This window comes from Pristimantibacillus sp. Z349TD_6 (assembly GCF_056173205.1).
Window position 1 is genome coordinate 638,113 of the sequence record NZ_CM149662.1, and the last position, 23,355, is coordinate 661,467.

The following is a 23,355-nucleotide window of genomic DNA, read 5'->3' on the forward strand; positions in this document are numbered from 1 at the left end:
AGAGGAACTATTTTCGGAAAGCTGTTGTTTAGGTCTTTCTAATATTCTGACTAGAAACGTTGCATAAATATCGCGACTTTAACAAAAACTGGATTCAACAACGTGAAAAGGGTGGTCGCGATGATTGAACGGTTTTCGTTAACAGCAGATATTGGCGATATAGTGGATATGTTTCAGGTAGGAAAAGTAATTCGGGGGCATACAAACCGATTTAATGCAGCTCCGACTCAGATGGTTTCGATTGTCATGAATGATCGATTTGATCAGCGGACGATGGAGGAATCGAGATGGGGGCTGTTTCCTTTTTGGGCAAAGGATGCGGTTAATGCAGACCATATGACGTTGTCCGAGAAGCCTTTCTTAGAAAGAATGCTTCGCAGACAAAGATGTGTGCTGCCATGCAGCGGCTTTTTTGGTCAAAAGCAATTCGGCAAAGAGCGTGATCCGAGGGCGATGCACATCGTTGTTCCAAGCCAGCAGCTTTTTGGCATAGCGGGCATTTACGACTGCTGGAAAAACGTGAGCGGTAAGGAAGTACGTGCCTTCACAATGATTACCGCAGCATCGACAGGAGCGATGTCGGTGTGGCAGCCTCGAGTTCCGGTTATTTTGGACGAAGAGGGTATGGAAGATTGGCTCAATCCGCGTATTACCGAATTCAGCGGATTGCGGAAGCATTTAGAGGCTATGGACACTTACCTCATGCGCGCCTACCCGGTAACGAATGCGGTGCATGATGATCTGTACGAATCGCCGGATTGTATTCGTGAAATCCGTCCTGATTTTGCATAAGTGAGTGATTTAATAAGTGATATAGGTTAAATCAAAAGGCGTTCTATCTCTGACTCGGCTTTATGCGGCCGAAACAGGGTAGACGCCTTTTTTTGATTTTTTAGTGGACAGGGTTAGGGGCTTGAATCAGATGATTTAGTTGATTGTAGATGGAATCAACTTTGGTGAAAAAATTTTAAGTGCGATTCAGATGAAAGCTAGGACATTTAAGCGCGATTCGGGTGAGAGGCAATTAGATGAAAGCTAGGATGTTAAGCACGATTCGGGTGTGAGGTAATTAGATGAAAACTAGGATGTTAAGCACGATTCGGGTGAGAGGCAATTAGATGAAAGCTAGGACATTTAAGCGTGATTCGGGTGAGAGGCAGTTAGATGAAAACAAGGACAATTAAGCGCGCTTCGGGTGAGAGGCAATTAGATGAAAACTAGGACAATTAAGCGCGATACGGGAGAGAGGCAATTAGATGAAAACTAGAACAATTAAGCGCGAGCGCGTTGGAGCTCTGTAGTCAATAGCGGTACGACCTCGAATAAATCGCCTACGATGCCATAATCAGCAACGCTGAAAATAGGTGCATCGGGGTCTTTGTTGATAGCGACAATGACGCGAGATTGGCTCATGCCCGCCAGATGTTGAATAGCGCCGCTGATTCCGCAAGCAATATAGAGCTGAGGCGTGACAACTTTGCCGGTTTGCCCGATTTGGAGGGCATAATCACAGTAGCCGGCATCGCATGCGCCGCGAGAGGCGCCGACTGCGCCCCCAAGCGCTGTTGCCATCGCTTGCAGCGGCTCAAAACCTGCTGCGCTGCGAACGCCTCGGCCGCCGGACACGACGACGTCGGCTTCGGCAAGATCAAGCTGCCCTCCGGCGCGGCGCACAACGCTGCGCACGGCGGTATAAAGCGGCGGCACCGTGAACGGCAGCTCCGCTGCGGTGCCCTTTATATCGGCGGCGTCCAGCGGTTCCGCCGCCGGCAGGTTGTTCGGGCGCACCGTGATGACCCACGTCGCGCCCGAAACAAAGCTGCGCCGCTCGAACGCCTTGCCGGCGTAGAGCGGGCGGGTGAATAAGACGTCATTGCCATCGTCAGATGTTTCGATGGCAATGACGTCAGCAATGTGGCCGGCGCCATTGGCAGCGGCCACTCGGGGCGCGAGCTCGCGCCCCAAAGCGGTGTGGCCGAGCAATAGCGCGTCCGGCCGCACCGCAGTTATGGCTGCGCCGAGGGCGGCGATGTACGCCTCGGGCGCAAAGGCGCGAAGGGCCGGATCGTCGGCGATATGCACGACGTCCGCGCCCCGCGCGATCAGTGCGGCGGCTTCATCCGCCGCACCGCCGAAGCAGGGAAGGACGGCGTGGACATGGCCGTCCTTCCCTGCGAGCCGGCGCGCTGCGCCGAGTGCCTCCAGCGCCACTCGGCGCAGCGCGCCATTCCGGCTTTCTGCAAATACGAGAATGGTTTTGGACATAGGATACAGCTCCTCTTCCACAGCTTTTACGAATAAGCGTAGCTCTTTGTGCGTTCAACTCTATATTCAGTGCTTGACCTGTTTAGGTATCGTCTTAATGGACATTAGAGCCGCTATTTGTGAATTTAGTGGTTAATTACTCTCTAACGGACATGAGATCCGTTATTTCCGAATTTAGGGGCATAAATTACTTTCTAACGGACATGAGAGCCGTTGTTTCTGAATTTAGGGGCATAAATTATTATCTAACGGACATGAGATCCGTTATTTCTGGATTTTAGGGCTAAATTACATTCTAACGGACATGAGATCCGTTGTTTCTGAATTTAGGGGCATAAATTACTTTCTAACGAACAGGAGAGCCGCTGTTTCTGAATTTAGGGGCATAAATTATTATCTAACGGACATGAGATCCGTTATTTCTGTATTTAAGGGCTAAATTACAATTTAACGGACATGAGATCCGTTATTTGCCCTAAATGGCACCCTAACGCTCGATATTTTATGAAATAAGGGAACCTATGTCCGTTAGATCGAGAAATAGAAGGTTTTTCAGCAAATAAGGTATCTGATGTCCGTTAATTGGGAAGGTTTGATTAATTACCAAAGTCCAATGTTAGTCAAGCAATGTTTTTGATTTCGAGCCACTCTATCGACAAGAAAACTAACTAAATTGTCTAGTAACCAGTAACTATTCAGTTCTTGTTAAAGTCTCTGCATCATTCCTGCTCCTATACCCACATTCCTCAGCACACGTCCACTGCCAGCTCCACTTTCTAGATTCCTCAATACACGTCCACTAGCAGCCCCACTATCTACATCTCTCAGCACAGCCCCACTACACGCTCCACTATCTACATGCCTCAGCACAAATCCACTACCTGCCCAATACCAACATGCCTCAACACAAATCCGCTAAATGCCCAATATCAACATGCCTCAATACAAATTTACTACCTGCTCCACTACCTAAATCTTGAACACTTCAACTACACTAAATAAGTCATGTTCCTATAGAAGCTTTCCTTGCTCCTGCAGGGGCTAGTCAAGTGCTGCTGCTTGCTAGGTCGACTCGCCGGGAAGCCATTTGCCCGCAGTGCACGGGGGTGGAGGGGGTAGCTGCGTGCACGTAGTATGGCGAAACTCGCTTTCTAGTGAAAGCTCGCCACTGGCGCTCAGCTTCAAATCCAACTTCCCCCGGCCAAACTCCACTACCCCTGAACAGCTCCCAACTATAATAAAAAGTCGCGTTCCTATAGAAGCTTCCCTTCCTCCCGCAGTGGCGAGACAATTGCTGCTGCTTGCTCTGCTTGCTCTGCTTGCTCTGCTTGCTCTGCTTGCTCTGCTTGCTCTGCTTGCTCTGCTTGCTGCAGCTTACTCGGTCGGCTCGCACGGGGAGCCATTTGTCCGCAGCGCGCAGTGCATGGCGAAACTCGCCTACTAGTGAAAGCTCGCCACTGGCGATCATCTCAGCCCCACTACCTAAATCCCCCCAACCATCCCCACTACCTCTAAACCGCTCCCAACTATAAAATAATCACGAACTCAAAGAAGCTTCGCTTCCTCTCGCAGTAGAGAAACAAGAGCTGCGGCTTGCTCGGCCGGCTCGCCGGGGAGCCGTTTGCCTGCTGCGCGTGGAGGCGGCGGGAGCAGCTGCGTACGCGCCGTGCGAGGCGATACGCTTTCAAGTGAAAGCTCGCCACTGGCGATCAGCTCAGCAGCGGTTATTGTGCGAAGCGGCTTGCGCTTCGCCTTCATAATGCCTGGCAGCGACGGATAACGCGGCTCGTTTAGTCCTTGCTGAGCGGTAATGAGCGCAGGGAGTGGAATCGATACCGTTTCGGTATCTCCTTCAACATCGCGCTCAACTAATGCGTAACGCTCAGCGCTCAGAGCAGTAGGTGAGCTGAGAAGCCCATCGGCAGGCAGGGAGCCAAGCTCCCCAGCAGTCAAGATGGTGACCTTCACAGCTGAAGCTGCATGAGGCAAGTGAAGCAGCTCGGCAATTTGCAAAGCTACGCTTCCAGCGCCGCTGTCTACTGCAAACAAGCCGGCTAGCAGCAAGTCAGGGGCAAGCGGTCCAATTACGGCAGCAAGAGCAGCAGCGACGGCTGAGCTGTCATCGGACAAATCTGCGCTATCAAGCCGAATAGCTTCATCTGCTCCGATAGCCAGAGCGGTTCGGAGCGCCTCTTGCGAGCGCTCGGCACCGCAGGTGATCACGATGACCTCGCCGCCGAGCTGGTCCCGCTGGCGAATGGCTTCCTCGAGTGCGTATTCATCGTAGGGATTGATTACAAATTTGGCGTCTCTTTCGTCAACGCCAGCGGGTGTTACAATGATTTTTTCCTCGGTATCGAACGTTTGCTTGAGAAGCACAACTATTTTCGGCATAGAAGCTCCCTCACTTGTACCGCTAATTTGTTGACACTGTCCATCAGTGCTAGGATATGCTGTCTTGGAATTGAATAGACCGTGTGCAATTGCCCGCTGTGCGGCATGTTCAAGGCCGAAAGCTCATATACATGGAGCACCGCGGCTATTTTTGTAAGCGCTTCAATACTTGTCCGACTACTGCGCGCGTAGGTGCTCGGTTATATAGCCGGCATATAAGGGGGGCGGGGCGTATGCCATCTTTTTTGGCACTTAGGAATGTCGATCACTGGTTGATAGGGGGAAGATGGGCATTATTCGCGGCGGTTGTGCTGTTTGCTATTACCATGTTCGCGATGGTTGTACAGCGGCGCATCTTGTATATGAGGCTTGGGGTGCCGGCGGTTTTTTCGCGGTATCGACGCAAGTCAGGCAGTAAATCCGGTTTTACCACACAAGTGCTAGGCCATCGTAAGCTGCTGAACGATGTGAGAAGCGGCGTGATGCATTTGGTTTATTTTTATGGCTTTATTGTGCTTCAGTTTGGTGCGGCGGACTTGGTTTGGAAAGGGCTGAACCAAGGTGTACCGCTGCCGCTGCCCTATTATAATTGGTTTTCGCTGACGCAGGAGATGACCGTTACGCTTGTTTTTGCAGCTGTGCTGTACGGTGCATTCCGGCGTTATGGGGAACGGCTCCCGCGGCTTAAGCGGGGGTGGAAACCTTCGCTCGTCATGTGGTTTATTGGCTCGTTGATGCTGACTGTTTTATTCTCATTAGCATTCGAGAGATTGGCTGCGGAAGAGCGCGTGAGCCAGAATGCTTCGGTACATGGATCCACTGCAGCCATCGTTGAGGCGAAGTTCGCACCAGTGAGCGTTCCCCTGGCAACTATGCTTGAGAGTGCAGGTGTAGAGCCGCAAAGCACCGCAGCCCATGCGGGGTTTGAATTGTTTTGGTGGCTGCATCTTCTGGTTCTGCTTAGCTTCCTTGTGTACGTGCCGCAATCAAAGCATTTTCATTTATTGACAGCGCCTGTGAATCTTTGGTTCAGACGCAGCACGCCTCCTGGCCGACTTGTGCCACTTAACCTAGAGGATGAGGAAGCGGAGTCCTTCGGTGCAGGGAAGGTTGAGCATTTCTCGCAAAAACAGATGCTAGATTTGTATGCATGTGTGGAATGCGGACGCTGTACGAATGTTTGTCCGGCATCGAGCACCGGCAAGCTGCTCTCGCCGATGCATCTTATTGTGAAGCTGAGGGATCATTTGACCGAAAAAGGCGCTGCCATAACGTCCAAGTCACCATGGCTTCCAGCCAGCCTGCTGCATTCGAAATCGCGTGAGCCTCAGGCCCATGTGATGGGAGCGGTGCTTCCTGCTTGGGAAGCTGAATCTGAATGGGGCACAAACATAGCGCCAACCATGGCTGCGCAGGCTGGGGCATGGAATATAAAAGAGAGTGCTAAGCCAGAGGAGGTCGAGCTGATCGGCGAGGTGTTGACCGAAGAGGAGCTTTGGGCATGTACGACCTGCCGGAATTGCGAGGAGCAATGCCCGGTTGGCAATGAGCATGTCGACAAGATTATCGATATGCGCCGTTACTTGGTGCTGATGGAAGGGAGGCTGCCGTCTGACGGACAGCGCGCGCTGCAAAACATCGAGCGGCAAAGCAATCCTTGGGGTTTGCCGCGTGCCGAGCGGGCGGCTTGGATTAAAGATTGCGAGAACAGAACCGGCATTCAAGTGCCGACGATGCTGGAGCTGAAGAAGCAAGGCAAAAAAGCAGATGTGCTGCTCTGGGCGGGATCAATGGGCGCGTATGACATGCGAAGCCGCCGTGTTTTGTACGATGTGGTTAGGCTGCTGGATCATGCGGGAATCAACTTCGCTACGCTGGGATTGGAGGAAAAAAGCTCTGGCGATACAGCTAGACGAATCGGCAATGAACTGCTTTTCCAAGAGCTATGCCGCGAGAATATAGAAACGCTTAACAAATATGGCGTTACACAAATCGTGACCGCTTGCCCGCATACGTATAACACGTTCAAAAATGAATATCCTGACTTCGGTCTTAATCCTAGCATCCTCGTGGAGCATCATACCGAAATGCTCTCTCGCCTGCTTGAGGAAGGTTTATTGAAGCCGGAGCATAAGATTGATGAGCGAGTAACCGTACATGATTCTTGCTACCTCGGCCGTTACAACGATACGTATGAAGCGCCGCGCAGCCTGCTTCGCTCCATTCCAGGCGTATCGATTGAAGAGATGGAGCGCTCGGGCTCGAACGGCATGTGCTGCGGGGCGGGGGGCGGTCTCATGTGGATGGAGGAGCATTCTGGAACTCGCATCAACCATGCTCGAACCGCTCAGGCACTTGAAGTAAAACCATCGGTTATCAGTTCCGCCTGCCCCTATTGCCTAACGATGATGGAGGACGGTTTAAAGGCGCTGGGCGCGGATGAGAAGGTAATCGCACGTGATGTGGCTGAGCTGCTTGCCGAAAGTGTTTTTGGCGAATAAGCCGCTGTTTGTCAAAAAGGAGGAGGAGGCTATGACGACACAAGCATCGCAAAATAACTCAAGCGCGATTCGCAGAGCCGCAGTGATCGGCTCCGGCGTAATGGGGGCCGGCATCGCTGCACATTTAGCCAATGCGGGGATGCGAGTGACGCTGCTGGACATTGTTCCGCATTCGCTGACGGCAGAGGAAGAACGACAGGGGCTTACGCTCTCTGATGCCAAGGTGCGCAATCGCCTCGCAAATGGGGCGATAGCAAAAATGGGCAAGTCACAACCCGCCCAGCTCTACGATCCAGCTTGGTCATCACGCATTACGCCGGGTAATTTGACCGATCATCTAGAGTTGCTGGGCGAGGCGGACTGGATTGTAGAAGCGGTTGTGGAGCGGCTCGACATTAAACGTGATGTGCTTGCAAAGGTTGAAGCCGCACGCCGCCCAGGCAGCATCGTTTCTACGAATACGTCGGGATTATCAGCGGCGTCCATGGCAGAGGGGAGGAGCAGGGAGTTTCGGCAGCATTTTGCGGTAACCCATTTTTTCAACCCGCCGCGGTATATGAAGCTTGTTGAGATCGTGCCTACCGAAGACACCACTTCCGAGGTTGTTCAGCTGTTGATGGAGGTGTGCGAGAAGCGGCTTGGCAAGGGAGTCGTACTGGCGAAGGATACGCCTAACTTCATTGCGAACCGAATTGGTACTTACGGCATGCTGGTTACGCTTGAGGATACACTGGCATTTGGGCTGACGGTAGAGGAAGCGGATGCTTTGACCGGCCCGGCGATGGGAAGGCCAAAGACGGCGACACTGCGCATGCTCGATTTGGTTGGGTTAGATACACTGCTGCATGTCGTGGATAATGTGCGGGAGAGGAGCAGCGATCCAGCGGAGCAAAAGGTTTTTGCAAGGCCGCCCCTGCTTGAGAAGCTTGCAGCATCGGGACGGCTGGGTGAGAAAACGGGTGCGGGCTTTTACCGAAAGGTGAAGGGGAAAGGAGGCAGTGAGATTGAGTCGCTTAAGCTGGATACGCTCGAGTATGGACCTAAGCGGTCAGTCAACTCACCTGTTATTGATGCATCTAAGGCTGCGAAGGGGGCGGCGGCAAAAGTGAAGGCGCTGCTTCGCACAGACCCGCAGGACCGCTACGCTAAATTTGCATGGTCCATTATCAAAAAAACGCTGCTTTATGCAGCGGCACAAGTCGGTGTCATTGCGGATTCAATCTCGGATATCGACCGCGCAATGCGCTGGGGCTTTAACTGGGAGCTTGGACCGTTCGAGCTGTGGGATGCGATAGGGCTTCGCAAATCGGTGCAGCAAATGCAGAAGGAGGGCGATGCGATCCCAGAGTGGGTGGCGGCTTGGCTGGAAGCCGGACATGAAAGCTTCTATAAGGTGGAGGGAACGGAGCGGGTTTATGCTGCAAGCGGAGCATACAAGAGAGAGATGGAGGAAGCAGATTCGGTTTCCTTAATGGCATTAAAGGCTGCCGGAAAAACGGTATTGTCCACCTCAGGCGCTAGTCTAATCGATATTGGCGATGACGTTGTACTGCTGGAATTCCATTCGCCTAACAATGCCATCGGGGGTGATATTTTATCGGCGATTCGGCAAAGCACAGAGGAGGTATCACAAAATTGGCGCGGGCTTGTGATAGCGAATGAGGGGAAAAACTTCTGTGTAGGAGCAAACCTGATGCTGCTATTAATGGAGGCGCAAAGCGGCGAATGGGATGAAGTGGAGGATATTATTCGTTTCTTCCAGAGCAGTATGCTTGGGCTCAAGCGGCTTGACCGTCCTGTCGTAGCTGCTCCGCACCGAATGACGCTGGGCGGCGGAGTAGAAGCATGCTTGCCTGCTGATCGTATTATTTATTCGCCAGAGACATACTTTGGGTTAGTGGAAACGGGAGTTGGCCTTATTCCTGCGGGCGGGGGCTGCAAGGAAGCGGCTGCGATGGCAGCTGAACGGGCCTTTATTGCGAATGGCGGCAAGCCAGGCGGAGACCTGCAGCCGCATTTGAATGCGCTGTTTGAGACGATTGCGCTGGCCAAATCATCAACCAGCGGCTATGAGGTTCGCCGTTTGGGATTGATGCGGCCGCAGGATAAGGTCATTATGCGGCAGGAGGCACGGATAGCCGAAGCGAAGCGGGCGGTGCTGGAGCTGGACCGGGCGGGCTACTCGCCGCCAGCGGAGGAACGTATTCGCGTTGCCGGACGAGAAGGCAGAGCGGTGCTTAAGGTAGCGGTGCAAGCGATGCAGCTTAGCGGCCATATTAGTGAGCATGACGCGCTTATCGCCGGCAAGCTTGGTTCTGTACTCGCGGGTGGGGACATTCAGCCGGGCGCTGAAGTGAGCGAGCAATATTTGCTTGATTTGGAATGCGAAGCATTCCTCAGCCTATGTGGCGAGCGCAAGACACAGGAGCGTATGAGCCATATGCTCGCGACAGGCAAGCCGCTGCGCAACTAGTCTAAAACGAAGGGGGAGAGTGAAATGTCAGCTTCATCACCGTTTGAAGATCACGCTCTTGATGCCGTTATCGTAGCTGCGGTGAGGACGGCGGTCGGCAAAGCATCAAAGGGGAGCCTTGCGGAGACGAGGGCAGAGGATCTTGGGCGAGCTGTGCTGCAAGGTGCGCTTGAACGCCTGCCCGGCTTGTCGCCCGAGCTTATAGAGGATGTCATCATTGGGTGCGCGATGCCCGAAGGCGAACAAGGCTTGAATATGGCGCGCACGATCTCGCTTTATTCGGGATTGCCGGTGACGACGCCAGCAGTAACGATTAACCGTTTCTGCGCATCAGGCCTGCAAGCAATCGCCTATGCAGCGGAGCGAATTAGGCTTGGCGATGCGGACGTTATTGCTGCTGGCGGAGTGGAGAGCATGAGCCATGTGCCGATGACCGGCTTCAGGCTGTCGCCGCATCCTGCGATTGTCGATGCGATGCCAGAGGTTTATATGGGGATGGGACATACGGCTGAAGAGGTTGCCCGCCGTTATGGGGTGACGCGTGAGGAGCAGGACGCGTTTGCAGCATCGAGCCATCGCAAGGCGGCAGCAGCTATTGAAGCAGGACGCTACCAAGCTGAGATCGTGCCAATAACGACAAGCCGCTCCGGCGTGAACGATGCTGGCCGTCCATGGTCGAAAGTGATCACTTTCGATACAGATGAAGGCGTCCGGCCGGAGACGACGGTTCAGACGTTGGCGCCGCTCAAGCCCTCTTTTGCAAGAGAAGGTACGGTTACAGCGGGCAATACGTCCCAAATGAGCGATGGAGCAGCTGCGGTAATCGTGATGAGCAGGGCGCGTGCGGAGGAGCTTGGCTATCGTCCGCTTGCCGTATTCCGCGGTTTTAGTGTAGCTGGCGTTGCTCCTGAGGTTATGGGTATCGGTCCCATCGAAGCCGTGCCTAAAGCGCTTAAGAAAGCGGGAATTACGCTTGATCAGGTTGATCTATTTGAGCTTAATGAAGCTTTTGCGGCGCAGTGTGTCCCAATAATTAAAGAGCTTGGCATTAATCCTGAAATCGTCAATGTGAACGGCGGAGCTATCGCACTCGGGCATCCACTTGGTTGTACAGGAACAAAGCTGTCGGTATCACTTATTCATGAGCTTGGTCGCAGAGGCGGCGGTATTGGCGTTGTCACGATGTGTATAGGCGGAGGTATGGGAGCAGCAGGCGTAATTGAGGTGTATAACTCAGATCAATAAGGTCGGCAGGCGGATAAGGGAGTTTGGCAGCATCCTGAAATAAAATAATCGGTTGGCTGAAAGGAGAACTGCGCATGACGGAGACGATACGTTTTGGCGGTCGGTTTGTCGTGGAAGACAGTGTGCCGGAATCGGTCGTGACGCCCGAGGATTTTACGGAAGAGCAACGAATGATGGCGGATGCGGCGCAGCAGTTCATGGATGCGGAAATAACGCCGCGCGATGTGGAGCTGGAAGCTTTAAATTATGATCTGACCGTAGAGCTGATGCGCAAAGCAGGCGAGCTTGGCCTGCTGGGCGCAGATGTGCCGGAGGCTTACGGCGGACTGGGGCTCGACAAGGTAAGCACGACGCTGCTCGCAGAAACGTTGGCAAGATCCTCCTCGTTTGCGCTTTCGGTAGGCGCTCATACGGGAATCGGCACGCTGCCGATCGTTTTTTTCGGAACACCAAAGCAAAAAGAAACGTATCTCCCGGCACTTGCAACGGGGGAGCGCATCGCTGCTTATTGTTTAACGGAACCAGCATCGGGCTCAGACGCTCTAGGGGCGAAAACGACGGCAAGATTATCGCCTAATGGGAAGCACTACGTGCTCAATGGATCAAAGCTCTATATTACAAACGCAGGTTTTGCTGACTTATTTATCGTTTATGCGAAAGTAGACGGTGAGTATTTTACAGCATTTATTGTAGAGAAAGGCATGCCGGGGTTCAGTATTGGACCGGAGGAGCATAAGATGGGCATCAAGGGTTCTTCAACACGCCCTTTATTTTTTGAAGATGTGGCGGTACCGGTTGAAAACGTGCTTGGGGAGGTTGGAAAAGGGCATCAAATCGCATTTAACATTTTGAACATAGGACGCTTTAAGCTTGGAGCAGCTTGCCTCGGTTCGTCGAAGGAGACCATTGAGCTTGCATCGGCCTATGCCAATACGCGGAAGCAATTTGGGAAGGCAATTTCCTCCTATCCGTTAATAGGCGCCAAGCTGGCTGATATGAACATTCGTACTTATGTGCTGGAGAGCATGGTTTACCGAACTGCGGGCTGGATCGATTCGATGCTGCGGACGACGGAAGAAGGCGGGGCGGCAGTTGAAGGCATGACGGTCGCTAAGGCAATCGGAGAGTATGCCATTGAATGCTCGATTATAAAGGTTTTTGCATCTGAGGCGCTTGATTTTGTAGCGGATGAAGGGGTGCAGATTCACGGCGGCTACGGCTATATTCGCGAGTATAAGGTGGAAAGAATTTATCGGGATTCGCGAATTAATCGGATTTTTGAAGGCACGAATGAAATTAATCGGATGCTCATTCCTGGCACGCTGATGAAAAAAGCGTTAAAGGGCGAGCTCCCGCTGCTGCGCAAAGCTCGTTCATTGCAAGCAGAGCTGCTGCAGCCGATGCCGATTCCACCTCTTGAAAAGCCGCTTAGCAAAGAAGCGTTCCGCGTAGGTCAAGCGAAAAAAATCTTCCTCGCCATCGGCGCGCTTGCTGTTCAGAAGCTGGGACTGCGGCTGGAGCAGGAACAAGAGGTGCTGTGTTCTCTTGCAGATCTTATGATCAACATCTTTGCCATGGAAAGCGCACTGCTGCGCTCACAAAAAATATGGAAGGCTAGCCGCGGAGTCGCTTCGGAAAAGACGGAAAATGTTTTAGCGATGACGACAGTTTTTGTGCAGGAGGCCATGGAGCGGGTCGAGTCACTAGCGAAGTTGGCGCTTGCTGCGCTAGAGACGGGAGACGGGCTGCAAATGCAGCTGTCCGTCCTCAAAAAGCTGATGCGCGCGCCTATCTCAGATACGGTTGCTTTGAAGCGAACAATTGCCGCTCGTGTCATTAATAGTGAGCATTATGTCGTGTGAAGGGGGAGAGCATGAATGGATTCGCTCAGACCGGAAGATCCGTCTTTGCCCGAGCAACCGTCCACTCAATCTGAAGAGCAAGCGCGCCCATGGCTTCAACATTACCCGAAAGAGGTTTCACCTTCACTGGACTATCCCGATCAGAGCATCGTCCAGTTTTTAATTAATGCGGCTAATCATCATCCAAATCATCCTGCCGTGCATTTCCTTGGCAAAATATTAACATACCGCGAGCTTCACGAGAATGCGATTAATCTCGCTTATGGACTCCTTTCCCTTGGCATAGCCAAAGGAGACCGGGTGGCAATCATGCTGCCGAATTGCCCGCAGGCAGTGGCTGCTTTTTATGGCGTGCTGCTTGCAGGCGGCGTCGTCGTTCAGACGAATCCGCTTTATGTGGAGCGGGAGCTTGAGCATCAGTTGGCAGATAGCGGAGCTGTTGCTGTTATTACGGTTGATCTGCTTTATGCACGCTTGTCTCGGGTTCGAGGCAAGCAGCCGGAGTCGGGTCCGCTGCCGCAGCTGAAGCATGCCATCATCACATCGATTAAGGATGGGCTGCCGTTTCCGAAAAACTTGCTTTATCCTCTTAAGCAGCGAAAAGAAGGCTTTCGTGCAGATATTCCATATGGCAGCTATGGTGTCGTTTCTTATAAGAAGCTGCTTGCAGCAAAGCATACGGATATGAGCCTGCCTGATTCGGCAAAAGGGGCTGATCTCGCGGCACTGCAATATACAGGCGGCACAACAGGAACGCCAAAAGGTGTGATGCTGACTCATCGCAATCTCGTTGCCAATACGATACAAATATCTACTTGGTGCTATAAAGCGGAGGATGCTAAAGAGAGATTTTTAGCGGCACTGCCACTGTTTCATGTGTTTGGATTAACGGTATTAATGAATATGTCGGTACTGCGTGCGGGAACGCTTATATTACTTCCGCGCTTCGAAGTGGAGACGGTATTGCAAACGATTAATCAGCAGAAACCTACCATTTTTCCAGGCGCGCCAACGATGTATGTCGCACTCATCCATCATAAGTCCGCTGCAAAAATCGATTTTTCTTCTATTAATGTGTGTGTTAGCGGATCAGCGGCTTTGCCGCTAGAGGTGCAGGAGAAGTTCGAAGCTTTAACTGGCGGAAGGCTCGTTGAAGGTTATGGCTTGTCGGAATCTTCTCCCGTCACACATGCCAATCCGGTATGGGAGAAACGGAAAATCGGTACGATCGGCATACCTTTTCCGGATACCGATGCGGCAGTAATCGATCCTGAGAGTGGTGAGAGACTGCCTAGCGGCCAGCTTGGGGAATTAATTGTTCGCGGTCCACAGGTCATGCGAGGATATTGGAATAAGCCTGCTGAAACGGATCAGGTATTGCGGAATGGTTGGCTCCATACTGGCGATCTCGCTACGATGGATGAAGATGGTTATTTTACAATTATGGATCGAATTAAGGATGTTATTATCGCTGGCGGCTTTAATATTTATCCGCGTGAAGTGGAGGAGGTACTGTTCGAGCATCCGGCTGTAAGGGAAGCGGCAGTGATTGGTGTGAAGGATGAGTACAGAGGCGAAACAGTAAAAGCTTTTATTGTGTTTAAGGAGGGCTGGCAAGTATCAAGCAGTCAGCTTGACCGTTGGTGCAGAGAGCGGCTCGCTTCCTATAAGGTGCCACACCACTATTCCTTTAGGGAAACGCTTCCAAAGACGATGGTCGGAAAAGTGCTTCGTCGAAAACTGCAGGAGGAGGAGGCGGAGGCTGAAAAGGCGAGAAAGGCGGAGAAGAAGGGAGAGTGAGCGGTATGGATGAGGATTGGTTTGTTCAACAGGCAGATCAAGCCGGTCATCTGACAAGGCTCGCAGAACGTGCGCAAGCCACCTTTTGGGGATTGCTTGGCTGTGAAATCGTGCAGGCAAACGCAAGCAAAGCGGCCATTTGCCTAGATGCAACGGAGCGGCATCTTAATCTGCTAAACATCGTTCACGGCGGAGTGCTGATGTCTTTGATGGATAATGCGATGGGGCTTGTGGTTATGCTAGCAGCACCTGAGGAAAGTGCGGTAACGGCAAATTTGAACACACAATTTCTCGCCAGCGCCAAGGGAGGCGTGCTGCTTTGCGAAGCAGAGCTGGTTCACCGAACAGAACGTACACTGACGCTGCAAGCGCAGGTCAAGGATGACGCAGGCAAGCTGCTCGTTTGCGGGATCGGCGCGTATCGGATCATTTAGTTCACATTTTCGTAAGTTGATTGCTTGCTTCTAGTACGATATAATAATACCTAATTATGGAAAAAAAGCTTGTGTGGAACTGAACTAATAATTAAGCGTAATATACCGATAAAAGTAATAGGGGAAGGAGGCGAGGACATGGTTCAGGGCTGGGTAACGACATTGGTTTTAGCATTCGGAATTTTAGTCGCTATTATTGGAGTAATCGCATATTTAAGAATGTTTCGTAAAGATCGGCTTTCTTCTACGTCTCACCAGTCAGCTGATGTCTCGCCTCCAAACGTAATTAGCATAACAACCGCAAGGGATTCTGAGCATAAGAAGCCGCCCAAATCCAAAAAAGCCGCGCCAAGAGATTAATAATTGTTAACTTTCATATTCTGAACCTAAATGTTATAATAGTAAGAAAAATGCGAACATTGTGACTCATTGGCCATGGAGTTGCCTGCACCGAGTGGGGGTTCTTGCGGTGTAATCGCCGCATGCGGTCTCGTATAATGCTGTTTAGGACGACCATCCAACGTAAAGAGGAGGAGATTTCATGGCGAAGCATAGCCAGAATGAAGTCAAGGAAAGCCTGAAAGAACTCACGAGAATTTTTCAACCCAAGGACCCGCGTAAATTTGTTAAAGAGTATATTCGAAAGTACCGGATTACCGGGGGCTACGAAGATGAATTAACGACATTGGTGGAAAATGAATTGTGCAGAATCAACTCCTCGGTCAGCTAGACTCATCATGAAGGATACGGCTTTGTAAACTGTCTATAGGCAGGATGCAAAGTCTTTTTGTTTTTTACAGGAAGTGCAAACTTAGGATGCTAGGTTTTTCTGAAAACGGATTAAGCACCAATCCAACTAACCCCAGATTATTTTTGGTCACTCGCGAGTGCCACGAATATTTCTCCTTCCAAATCATAATTTCGCCATATCTGATGGGCATGTGTCTCCCTTTTCTCGAATAAGTTATACATAGACAAATCTACTCGTTGTCATAGGCGGGGTATGTTTGCGAAGTGGATTTTACTATCGTAAAACCTGGGTCTATGCTTTCGAAGTGGATTTTACTACGTAAAACCTGGGCTTATGCTTTCGAAGTGGATTTTACTATCGTAAAACCTAGGTCTATGCTTTCGAAGTGGATTTTACTACGTAAAACCTTAAGGAGGTACGTACACACATGGCAGTGGATTTGAAGACAAAGGAACATATTCGGGGCATTCGTAAAGCTGGCCGTATTGTCGCTGCCTGTCACAAAGCGCTTTCGAAACGGATAGCGCCGGGTGTCACCACGCAGGAGATTGACCGGTTTGTTGAGCGGTTCATGCTGGATCGAGGGGCGACTCCGGCGCAGAAAGGCTATAAAGGATATCCATTTGCTACGTGTGCCTCCGTTAACGAGGTTGTTTGCCACGGCTTTCCAGACTCTGAGCCGCTGGAAGCAGGTGATATTGTTACGATTGATATGGTGGCTGATTTGGACGGATGGAAAGCTGATTCAGCATGGACTTATGCGATTGGCAAGACGAATATAGCCACAGAAAAGCTGCTCCTTGCAGCAGAGCAATCGTTAAAAGATGGAATAAAGCAAGCTGTGCTAGGCAATCGACTGGGAGACATCGGATACGCGATTCAAAGAAGAGCGGAAAGAGCTGGTTTTGAGGTAGTAACAGCTTTTGTTGGTCATGGCATCGGCAGAAGCATGCATGAATTTCCTCAGGTTATGCATCATGGCTTGCCTGGTCAGGGGATTTTGCTTGAAGAAGGTATGGTGATAACAATAGAGCCGATCCTTACAGCAGGAAGAGCCGACGTATATATAGCACAGGATGGGTGGACGGCTCGGACTAGAGATGGGGCATGGGCGGCGCAATTTGAGCATACCGTGGCGATTACGAAGGAAGGTCCAATCGTGTTGACCCGCTGGGAATAATGATATTAGTTTTAACTGACCATAATCAAAAGTCGAGCCTGTGCAGGATCTAACTGCTGCTCGGCTTTTTTAGTTTGCTTATTTTCGTGTTTGGGTTGAATATGCGCTGCATAAATTCAATGAAAATGCCAAAAACAGCCATGGATTAAGAGTTCTTTTCTGTGGAACGCGAACGGGAAGAGGAGTGGAAAAGAAAGCTTGTCCATCTCCACAATCAACGCACATATTGGACATGTTAATGCTGCTAATTAATTAGAAGTGATCATCTGATTTTTTTGGATGATCACTTTTTTTGTTTGCATTTTATAAAAGTAGTCAGTTTGAGTTAGATTTTCTAACATAAATTACTTTATGATCACCATGAATATAACGCATTCAAGTTAGTTTTATTAGGATTGCACAATAATGTGCGGTCAATTTTAGCTAACTTAGCTATTGTTCCTAGGTATTTCGAATGATAATATGTCATATAAATTAACATAAAAACCAATATCATTTGACGATTGTTAAGCGGAAAAGGGGGAGACGATGTGAATGATGTGGCAGGGAAAGAAATCGTAGCCTTTAACCAAGTAAGTAAAATATATAATACCGGAACCATCGCGCTAAGTGATGTTCATTTCTCCATAAAAGAGGGAGAGTTTATCAGCTTTCTAGGACCGTCTGGTTGTGGAAAGTCTACTGCGCTTCGAATGGTAGCGGGGCTGGAGGAGGCTACCTCTGGTGGTGTGCTGGTGAATGGCAAGGAGCCGAAGCAGTTGATCCGTGAGTCGAACGATATTGCCTATGTATTCCAAGAAGCTAATTTATTGCCGTGGCGCTCTGTGCTGGACAATGTCATTTTACCTCTGGAGCTCAGAGGTGGAAATATGAAAGAAAATAAAGAAGCGGCCAAACAAGTGCTGGAGATGGTTGGTTTAAAGGATCATTTTAAAGCATATCCAAGGCAGCTTTCTGGGGGCATGAGAATGCGAGTTTCCATTGCCCGCGCTCTAGCAGCGAAGCCAAAACTTCTGCTCATGGATGAGCCCTTTGCAGCGCTTGATGAAATTACAAGGCAAACCCTCCAAATGGAGCTGTTTGATATATGGGAACGTGAGAAAATGACCGTTTTGTTCGTGACGCACAATGTGTTTGAAGCGGTTCTGCTATCCTCCAAGATTGCCGTCATGTCGGCACGTCCTGGAAAATTATCTGCTTTAATTAATGTGCGGCTGCCTTATCCAAGAACGCTTGGCATGCGAACCGAGCGGGATTTCGGTAAATATGTTGAGCTTGCCTCAACTTATTTGGAGCATGGCACTCATCGGAAGGAGCTGGGTTAATGTCGATCTCATCATTCGAAACCTTGCAGCCTAAGCTTGAGACGCCTGTTGTTGTGAAGAAAACAAGCCGAAATTTCGGATATACATTCAAACATTATTATCTAGGACCGATTGTGGCCTTTGTTCTTGTCGTGGCGCTCTGGCAGCTCATTCCCGCTTGGCTTGGCATGAAGCCTTTTATTTTCCCTAAACCGACGGATGTGTTGAAAGCAGCAATCGAGGACTGGTCCATTTTGTGGGAAGCCGTTCGCATTACTGTTTTGGAGTCGGTAGTAGGCTTTTTGCTTAGCGCGGTGATCGGTATCTTCATCTCCATATTGCTGGCCAGCTCACTCATTATGGAGCGAAGCATTTATCCATACGCCATTATCCTTCAGACCATTCCCGTTGTTGCTGTAGCTCCACTTGTCGTAATCTGGTTTGGCGCCGGCTACAATTCTATCGTCGTTATCTCCTTTTTAATCGGATTTTTCCCTGTTGTCTCCAATACATTAATGGGATTAAATTCAGTGGATTCCAATATGGATGAATTGTTCACGCTTTACAATTCGTCAAAGTGGCAGAAGATGTGGAAGCTTCGCCTACCTGCTGCAATGCCTTACATCATGGCTGGTTTGAAAATATCGTGTACCCTATCGATTGTTGGAGTCATTGTAGGGGAGTATGTGGCAGGAATCGGGGGAGGCAAAGGCGGGCTCGGATACGCCATTACGATAGCTGCTGTACAGATGAAAACACCTTTTTTATTTGCTTGCGGTATTGCTTCAGCTATTTTAGGCATCAGCTTCTATCTCATCGTCAGCATGATCTCTAAGCGAGTACTGGGCTCATGGCATGAGTCCGCGATGAAGACAAGAAAATAAATAGAAAAAGTGGAGGAGAGACAAAATGAAGAAATGGATGAAATTCGGGGGAGTTGCTTTATCGCTAACGCTAATGATGGTCTTGTTCGCAGCATGTGGAGGGAAGTCTGGAAATAACACACCGGCAAATACAACAGAGAATTCACCAACTGCAGAAACGGCTACTACAGAAGAGCCCAAAGCTCCTGTAGAAACGAAGAAAGCAAAGCTTGTTCTGAACTGGTTCCCAAAGGCACAGCATGGCGGTGTATATGCGGCCAAGGAGCAGGGGATTTTTGAGACGCATGGTTTTGATGTTACACTTGAGCCGGGAGGCCCGCAGGTTTCGGCTGTGCAAATCGTCGCTTCTGGAAAAGCGGAGTTCGGTCTTGCTCATGCGGATCAAATCGTTATCGCCAAAAATCAGGGGATTGATTTGGTTGTCGTAGCAGCGGCGCTTCAAGGCAGTCCGCAAGCATTCATGTTTCAAGAAAGTGCAGAGGTAAATAGCTTCGAGGACCTCAATGGCAGAACCGTATTTATTCAGCCGGGCATTACGTATTGGGACTTTTTGAAGAGCAAATATGATTTGAGCGGAGCAAAAGAAATGACCTACACTGGCCAGCATGTCAATTTCCTTGCTGATCCAGAATCGGTCACTCAAGCATTCCTAACTTCAGAGCCGTTCTTCATGGAGAAGGAAGGCGTAAAAACAAAAACATTGCTTATTTCCGAATCTGGTTATAATCCATACAATGTCGTATTGTTCGTCACAAAAGAGTATTTGGAGAAAAACAAAGAAACCGTCGGAAATTTTGTCGCTGCCTTCTCCGAGGGCTGGATGTCTTATAAGGATACTTCTAAGGAAGTGAATGCCGCTATTCATGCAGCTAATCCGAATATTGATCTTGATGCGATCGATTTTGAGGATCAAGCTCAGAAGGAATTTGTTTATGGCGGGGATGCTGCTGAGCATGGATTTGGCTATATGACAGAGGAGCGTTGGTCGACGCTGATCAATCAGCTTGCTGATCTAGGGCTGCTCAAAAATAAGTTCGACGCCAAGGAGATATTTACGACAGAGTTTTTGCCTGGTAAATGATAAAGGACTAGTTTTTTTGGAAAAGGGATGCAGACACGTAGCCGTGATCTGTAACTCTTTTTTATGTGAGGATATATAGTTCTTCCATACGAAGCTTCAACTATTTTGGTAAAGTTTAGTTTAAATGATTTTTTCCGTGCACATGCGCCGCTGTCGGTATTGACTGAAGGGATTTACAGTAATAGGATATAAGAACTGGAATAAAAACAATCTGTTTATATAGATGAAAGTTCATTTAACTGCACCAAGTATTGGTTAGGAGGTCTCACATTGTCTGTGATACACGAATTTTCACAATCCATTCCTGAATGGAATAGAGGCAGTCTGCATGCTGACTGCGAGAATTGTTTTGGTTTATGCTGTGTTTCATTGCCGTTCACAGCTTCTATAGATTTTGCGATCGATAAAGACGCCGGTCAGCCATGCAGCAATTTGCAATCGAACTTTCGCTGCGGCATTCATCAAAGTCTTAGGGAGCGGGGATTTAAAGGTTGTACAGTTTACGATTGTTTTGGAGCTGGTCAACAGGTTTCACAGGTAACCTATAACGGACAAGATTGGCGGCAGGTACCAGATACCGCGGAGCAAATGTACGAGGTATTCCGGGTCATGCGGCAACTCTATGAGCTGCTTTGGTATTTAAACGAGGCGCTTGCACTGGAAACGACACAATCGATTCACGATGAACTTAAATTTATGCTCGAAGAAACAGAACGGTTCACTCGCCTGAGCCCGGATTCATTGGTGGAATTGAATGTGTCAGCACATCGTTTGGAAATCAACAAGCTGCTTCTTAAAGCAAGTGAGCTTGTACGCGAGGAAGCCATTCGTGCGAATAAGCAGAGTAACACTCGAGGCCGTAAGAAGACCTACGAAAGAGGCGCCGATCTCATGGGAGCTAAGCTTAGAGGTGCTGATCTTATCGGAGCAAATCTAAGAGGGTCTTATCTGATAGCTGCGGATCTCAGAGATGCCGATCTTAGAGCGGCGGACCTTATCGGAGCTGATTTTCGAGACGCTGACCTCAGTGGTGCAAACCTCTCAAAAAGTCTCTTTCTCACGCAATTTCAGCTTAACGCAGCCAAAGGGAATGCAGATACAAAACTTCCGCCGACGCTTACTCGTCCAACACACTGGTTAGCATAGAAAATGAACGAATGCCCAAGTGTACTATTGCACATTACATTAAAAAGGCCAACCAGAAGATTCTGGTTGACCTAATTATACGAATGGCTGCCGTTAGGCAGCCATTTTACTTTTATGGTTTGTTGCCGATGGAACAATTGCCTCCGCAAACCACAAACCACAAACCACAAACCACAAACCACAAACCACAAACCACAAACCACAAACCACAAACCACAAACCACAAACCACAAACCACAAACCGAATGCTTCAGAACCATCCATCATCATTCAAAGATGAATTCTGAATTATACAATCGGCTAACGAACACCAGACACCTTATTTGCGATAAATCTGCCTGTTTTTCAACCTAACGAACTCAGCGCCACTTATTTTGCGATTTTCCACACGGATGAAAGCAATTTTGTGTAAATAACGTGCTCTGAGTTCGTTAGAAAACAAATTGGTCTCAAAAGTAACAAATAACGTCATCTGAGTTCGTTAGCAACACCGTGTCGCTTATTTCGCAATTTCCCATACGTTTGAATGTTATGACACACTCTGTAAAAACGAATGCCTCAGAATCAACCATCATCATTCAAAGATGAATTCTGTATTATACAATCGCGTAACGAACACCAGGCACCTTATTTGCGATTAATTTGCCTGTTTTTCAATCTAACGAACTCAGGGCCGCTTATTTTGCGATTTTCCACATGTTTGAACGCAATTTTGTGTAAATAACGTGAATTGAGTTCGTTAGAAAACAAATTGGTCTCAAAAGTAACAAATAACGTCATCTGAGTTCGTTAGCAACGACGTGCCGCTTGTTTCGCGATTTCCCACACGTTTGAATGTTAGGAAACAATCTGCAAAACGAATGCCTCAGAATCAACCATCATCATTCAAAGATGAATTCTGAATTATACAATCGCGTAACGAACACCAGACACCTTATTTGCGATAAATCTGCCTGTTTTTCAATCTAACGAACTCAGCGCCGCTTATTTCACGATTTTCCACATGTTTGAACGCTATTCTGTGTGAATAACGTGAACTGAGTTCGTTAGAAAAGAAATTGGTCTTAAAAGCCACAAATAACGTCATCTGAGTTCGTTAGCAACAATGTGCCGCTTATATCGCGGCGATTTTCCACACGTTTGAACGTAATATTGTGTAAATAACACCATCTGAACTCGATAGGGTGAAGCCAACGCGACTCAAGCGCCCATTACACCGAAAAATCGAAACAATCGGCGATTGAGTCGTATCATAAATGCGATGTTTGTATGTTAGTTGGAAGCTTTTTGCGCTGAGATAATCAGGAACATTGGTCTGCGATTCTCATCAAACATCAGCGGGTTATTCATCATTTCCTCCGAAGGCATAGGTTCCTTAATGGCTTTTAACTCAAAGCCAGCACTAATTACGTCGTTCATATATGTTGAAACGGTGCGATGATATTTAATCACATTATCGGTTAGGAAGGAGGTTTTGCGTAAGCCTTCTGACTGATATTGATCAACTGGCCAGTGCAGACGGTTTCCATGGTCATCATAATGCCAATCTTGTTCATCACGGGAAGTGAATATAGGATGCTCCACTGAAAAAATGAAAGAGCCTCCCGGCTTTAGACAAGCATGTATCTTTTTGCACAGGGTATCAAAGGATTCGATATAGTGAAAAGCTAATGAGCTGATAACGATATCAAATTGAGAATCTGAGAATGCGATATCTTCAATCGGCATTTGTATGTAGGTAATGGCGGCGTCATTCGTTTGATCCCGAGCTTTTTGCAGCATGTTCTCAGAAATATCAACACCTACGACTGAGCTTGCTTGCTGTTCACGAGCGTAGAGGCAATGCCAGCCGAAGCCGCAGCCTAAATCAAGCACGCTTTTACCATTTAAGTCTGGCAGTAAGGATCTGAATACATGCCACTCTCCCGCAGCTTCAAGTCCATGGGTGGAACGAGCCATTTCCTTATATTGTGAGAAAAAAGTTGAATCATCATATTTATTTTGTTTCATTCCATTGGACCCCCATATACTAAAA

General features: G+C 49.2%; 19 protein-coding genes. 15 read left to right on the top strand and 4 right to left on the bottom strand.

Annotated elements, in window-relative coordinates; genetic code table 11:
- Nucleotides 1–120 precede the first annotated feature (120 nt).
- Complete coding sequence (locus AC0VYE_RS02845; RefSeq protein WP_076268391.1) at nt 121–792, top strand: SOS response-associated peptidase; 672 nt, start codon at nt 121–123, stop codon at nt 790–792.
- A gap of 480 nt (nt 793–1,272) precedes the next feature.
- Here AC0VYE_RS02845 and AC0VYE_RS02850 read toward each other — a convergent pair whose 3' ends face one another.
- Nucleotides 1,273–2,265 carry an electron transfer flavoprotein subunit alpha/FixB family protein gene (locus AC0VYE_RS02850; RefSeq protein WP_475445896.1) on the bottom strand — a complete coding sequence of 331 codons (993 nt, stop codon included), beginning with the start codon at nt 2,263–2,265 and terminating at the stop codon, nt 1,273–1,275.
- A gap of 1,123 nt (nt 2,266–3,388) precedes the next feature.
- On the opposite strand from AC0VYE_RS02850, the gene AC0VYE_RS02855 reads away from it, so the two are divergent.
- Nucleotides 3,389–3,709 carry a hypothetical protein gene (locus AC0VYE_RS02855; protein ID WP_475445898.1) on the top strand — a complete coding sequence of 107 codons (321 nt, stop codon included), beginning with the start codon at nt 3,389–3,391 and terminating at the stop codon, nt 3,707–3,709.
- A gap of 101 nt (nt 3,710–3,810) precedes the next feature.
- On the opposite strand, the gene AC0VYE_RS02860 is transcribed toward AC0VYE_RS02855, so the two are convergent.
- Nucleotides 3,811–4,659: an electron transfer flavoprotein subunit beta/FixA family protein gene (locus AC0VYE_RS02860; protein ID WP_475445900.1), complete on the bottom strand. Its 849-nt coding sequence runs from the start codon at nt 4,657–4,659 to the stop codon at nt 3,811–3,813.
- Between the two features lie 233 nt (nt 4,660–4,892).
- Here AC0VYE_RS02860 and AC0VYE_RS02865 point away from each other — a divergent pair, with 233 nt between their 5' ends.
- The 13 genes from AC0VYE_RS02865 to AC0VYE_RS02925 all read left to right on the top strand — a co-directional run bounded on the left by AC0VYE_RS02865 (nt 4,893) and on the right by AC0VYE_RS02925 (nt 21,320).
- On the top strand, nt 4,893–7,160 hold the full coding sequence (locus AC0VYE_RS02865; protein ID WP_475445902.1) for a (Fe-S)-binding protein: 2,268 nt from the start codon (nt 4,893–4,895) through the stop codon (nt 7,158–7,160).
- 31 nt (nt 7,161–7,191) lie between these two features.
- A complete protein-coding gene (locus tag AC0VYE_RS02870; RefSeq protein ID WP_475445904.1) occupies nt 7,192–9,633 on the top strand; it encodes a 3-hydroxyacyl-CoA dehydrogenase/enoyl-CoA hydratase family protein in 2,442 nt (813 codons plus the stop codon).
- A 24-nt stretch (nt 9,634–9,657) separates the two neighbouring features.
- Nucleotides 9,658–10,878, top strand: coding sequence for an acetyl-CoA C-acyltransferase (locus AC0VYE_RS02875; protein ID WP_475445906.1), 1,221 nt, complete (start codon nt 9,658–9,660; stop codon nt 10,876–10,878).
- Nucleotides 10,879–10,952: 74 nt separating this feature from the next.
- Nucleotides 10,953–12,740 carry an acyl-CoA dehydrogenase family protein gene (locus AC0VYE_RS02880; protein WP_475445908.1) on the top strand — a complete coding sequence of 596 codons (1,788 nt, stop codon included), beginning with the start codon at nt 10,953–10,955 and terminating at the stop codon, nt 12,738–12,740.
- Between the two features lie 15 nt (nt 12,741–12,755).
- The gene (locus AC0VYE_RS02885; protein ID WP_475445909.1) at nt 12,756–14,540 is read left to right on the top strand and encodes a long-chain-fatty-acid--CoA ligase; all 1,785 of its coding nucleotides are present in this window, start codon (nt 12,756–12,758) and stop codon (nt 14,538–14,540) included.
- Between the two features lie 5 nt (nt 14,541–14,545).
- Nucleotides 14,546–14,974 carry a PaaI family thioesterase gene (locus AC0VYE_RS02890; protein WP_475445911.1) on the top strand — a complete coding sequence of 143 codons (429 nt, stop codon included), beginning with the start codon at nt 14,546–14,548 and terminating at the stop codon, nt 14,972–14,974.
- 138 nt (nt 14,975–15,112) lie between these two features.
- A complete protein-coding gene (locus tag AC0VYE_RS02895; RefSeq protein ID WP_076268381.1) occupies nt 15,113–15,334 on the top strand; it encodes a hypothetical protein in 222 nt (73 codons plus the stop codon).
- A gap of 181 nt (nt 15,335–15,515) precedes the next feature.
- Entirely contained in the window at nt 15,516–15,704 is a 189-nt protein-coding gene (locus tag AC0VYE_RS02900; protein ID WP_076268380.1) for a hypothetical protein, read from the top strand.
- 448 nt (nt 15,705–16,152) lie between these two features.
- On the top strand, nt 16,153–16,905 hold the full coding sequence (gene map, locus AC0VYE_RS02905) for a type I methionyl aminopeptidase (RefSeq protein WP_475445913.1): 753 nt from the start codon (nt 16,153–16,155) through the stop codon (nt 16,903–16,905).
- A gap of 530 nt (nt 16,906–17,435) precedes the next feature.
- Nucleotides 17,436–18,230, top strand: coding sequence for an ABC transporter ATP-binding protein (locus tag AC0VYE_RS02910; protein ID WP_475445915.1), 795 nt, complete (start codon nt 17,436–17,438; stop codon nt 18,228–18,230).
- Complete coding sequence (locus AC0VYE_RS02915; protein ID WP_475445917.1) at nt 18,230–19,093, top strand: ABC transporter permease; 864 nt, start codon at nt 18,230–18,232, stop codon at nt 19,091–19,093. The genes AC0VYE_RS02910 and AC0VYE_RS02915 overlap by 1 nt, the downstream gene beginning before the upstream one ends.
- A gap of 25 nt (nt 19,094–19,118) precedes the next feature.
- Nucleotides 19,119–20,174 (top strand): ABC transporter substrate-binding protein, encoded by a 1,056-nt coding sequence (locus tag AC0VYE_RS02920; RefSeq protein WP_475445919.1) that lies wholly within the window; start codon nt 19,119–19,121, stop codon nt 20,172–20,174.
- A 270-nt stretch (nt 20,175–20,444) separates the two neighbouring features.
- Nucleotides 20,445–21,320: a pentapeptide repeat-containing protein gene (locus tag AC0VYE_RS02925; protein WP_475445921.1), complete on the top strand. Its 876-nt coding sequence runs from the start codon at nt 20,445–20,447 to the stop codon at nt 21,318–21,320.
- Between the two features lie 93 nt (nt 21,321–21,413).
- On the opposite strand, the gene AC0VYE_RS02930 is transcribed toward AC0VYE_RS02925, so the two are convergent.
- Together AC0VYE_RS02930 and AC0VYE_RS02935 are read right to left on the bottom strand one after the other, a co-directional pair.
- Entirely contained in the window at nt 21,414–21,590 is a 177-nt protein-coding gene (locus AC0VYE_RS02930) for a hypothetical protein (RefSeq protein WP_475445923.1), read from the bottom strand.
- 1,002 nt (nt 21,591–22,592) lie between these two features.
- Nucleotides 22,593–23,330, bottom strand: coding sequence for a class I SAM-dependent methyltransferase (locus AC0VYE_RS02935; protein WP_475445925.1), 738 nt, complete (start codon nt 23,328–23,330; stop codon nt 22,593–22,595).
- Between the last annotated feature and the right edge of the window lie 25 nt (nt 23,331–23,355).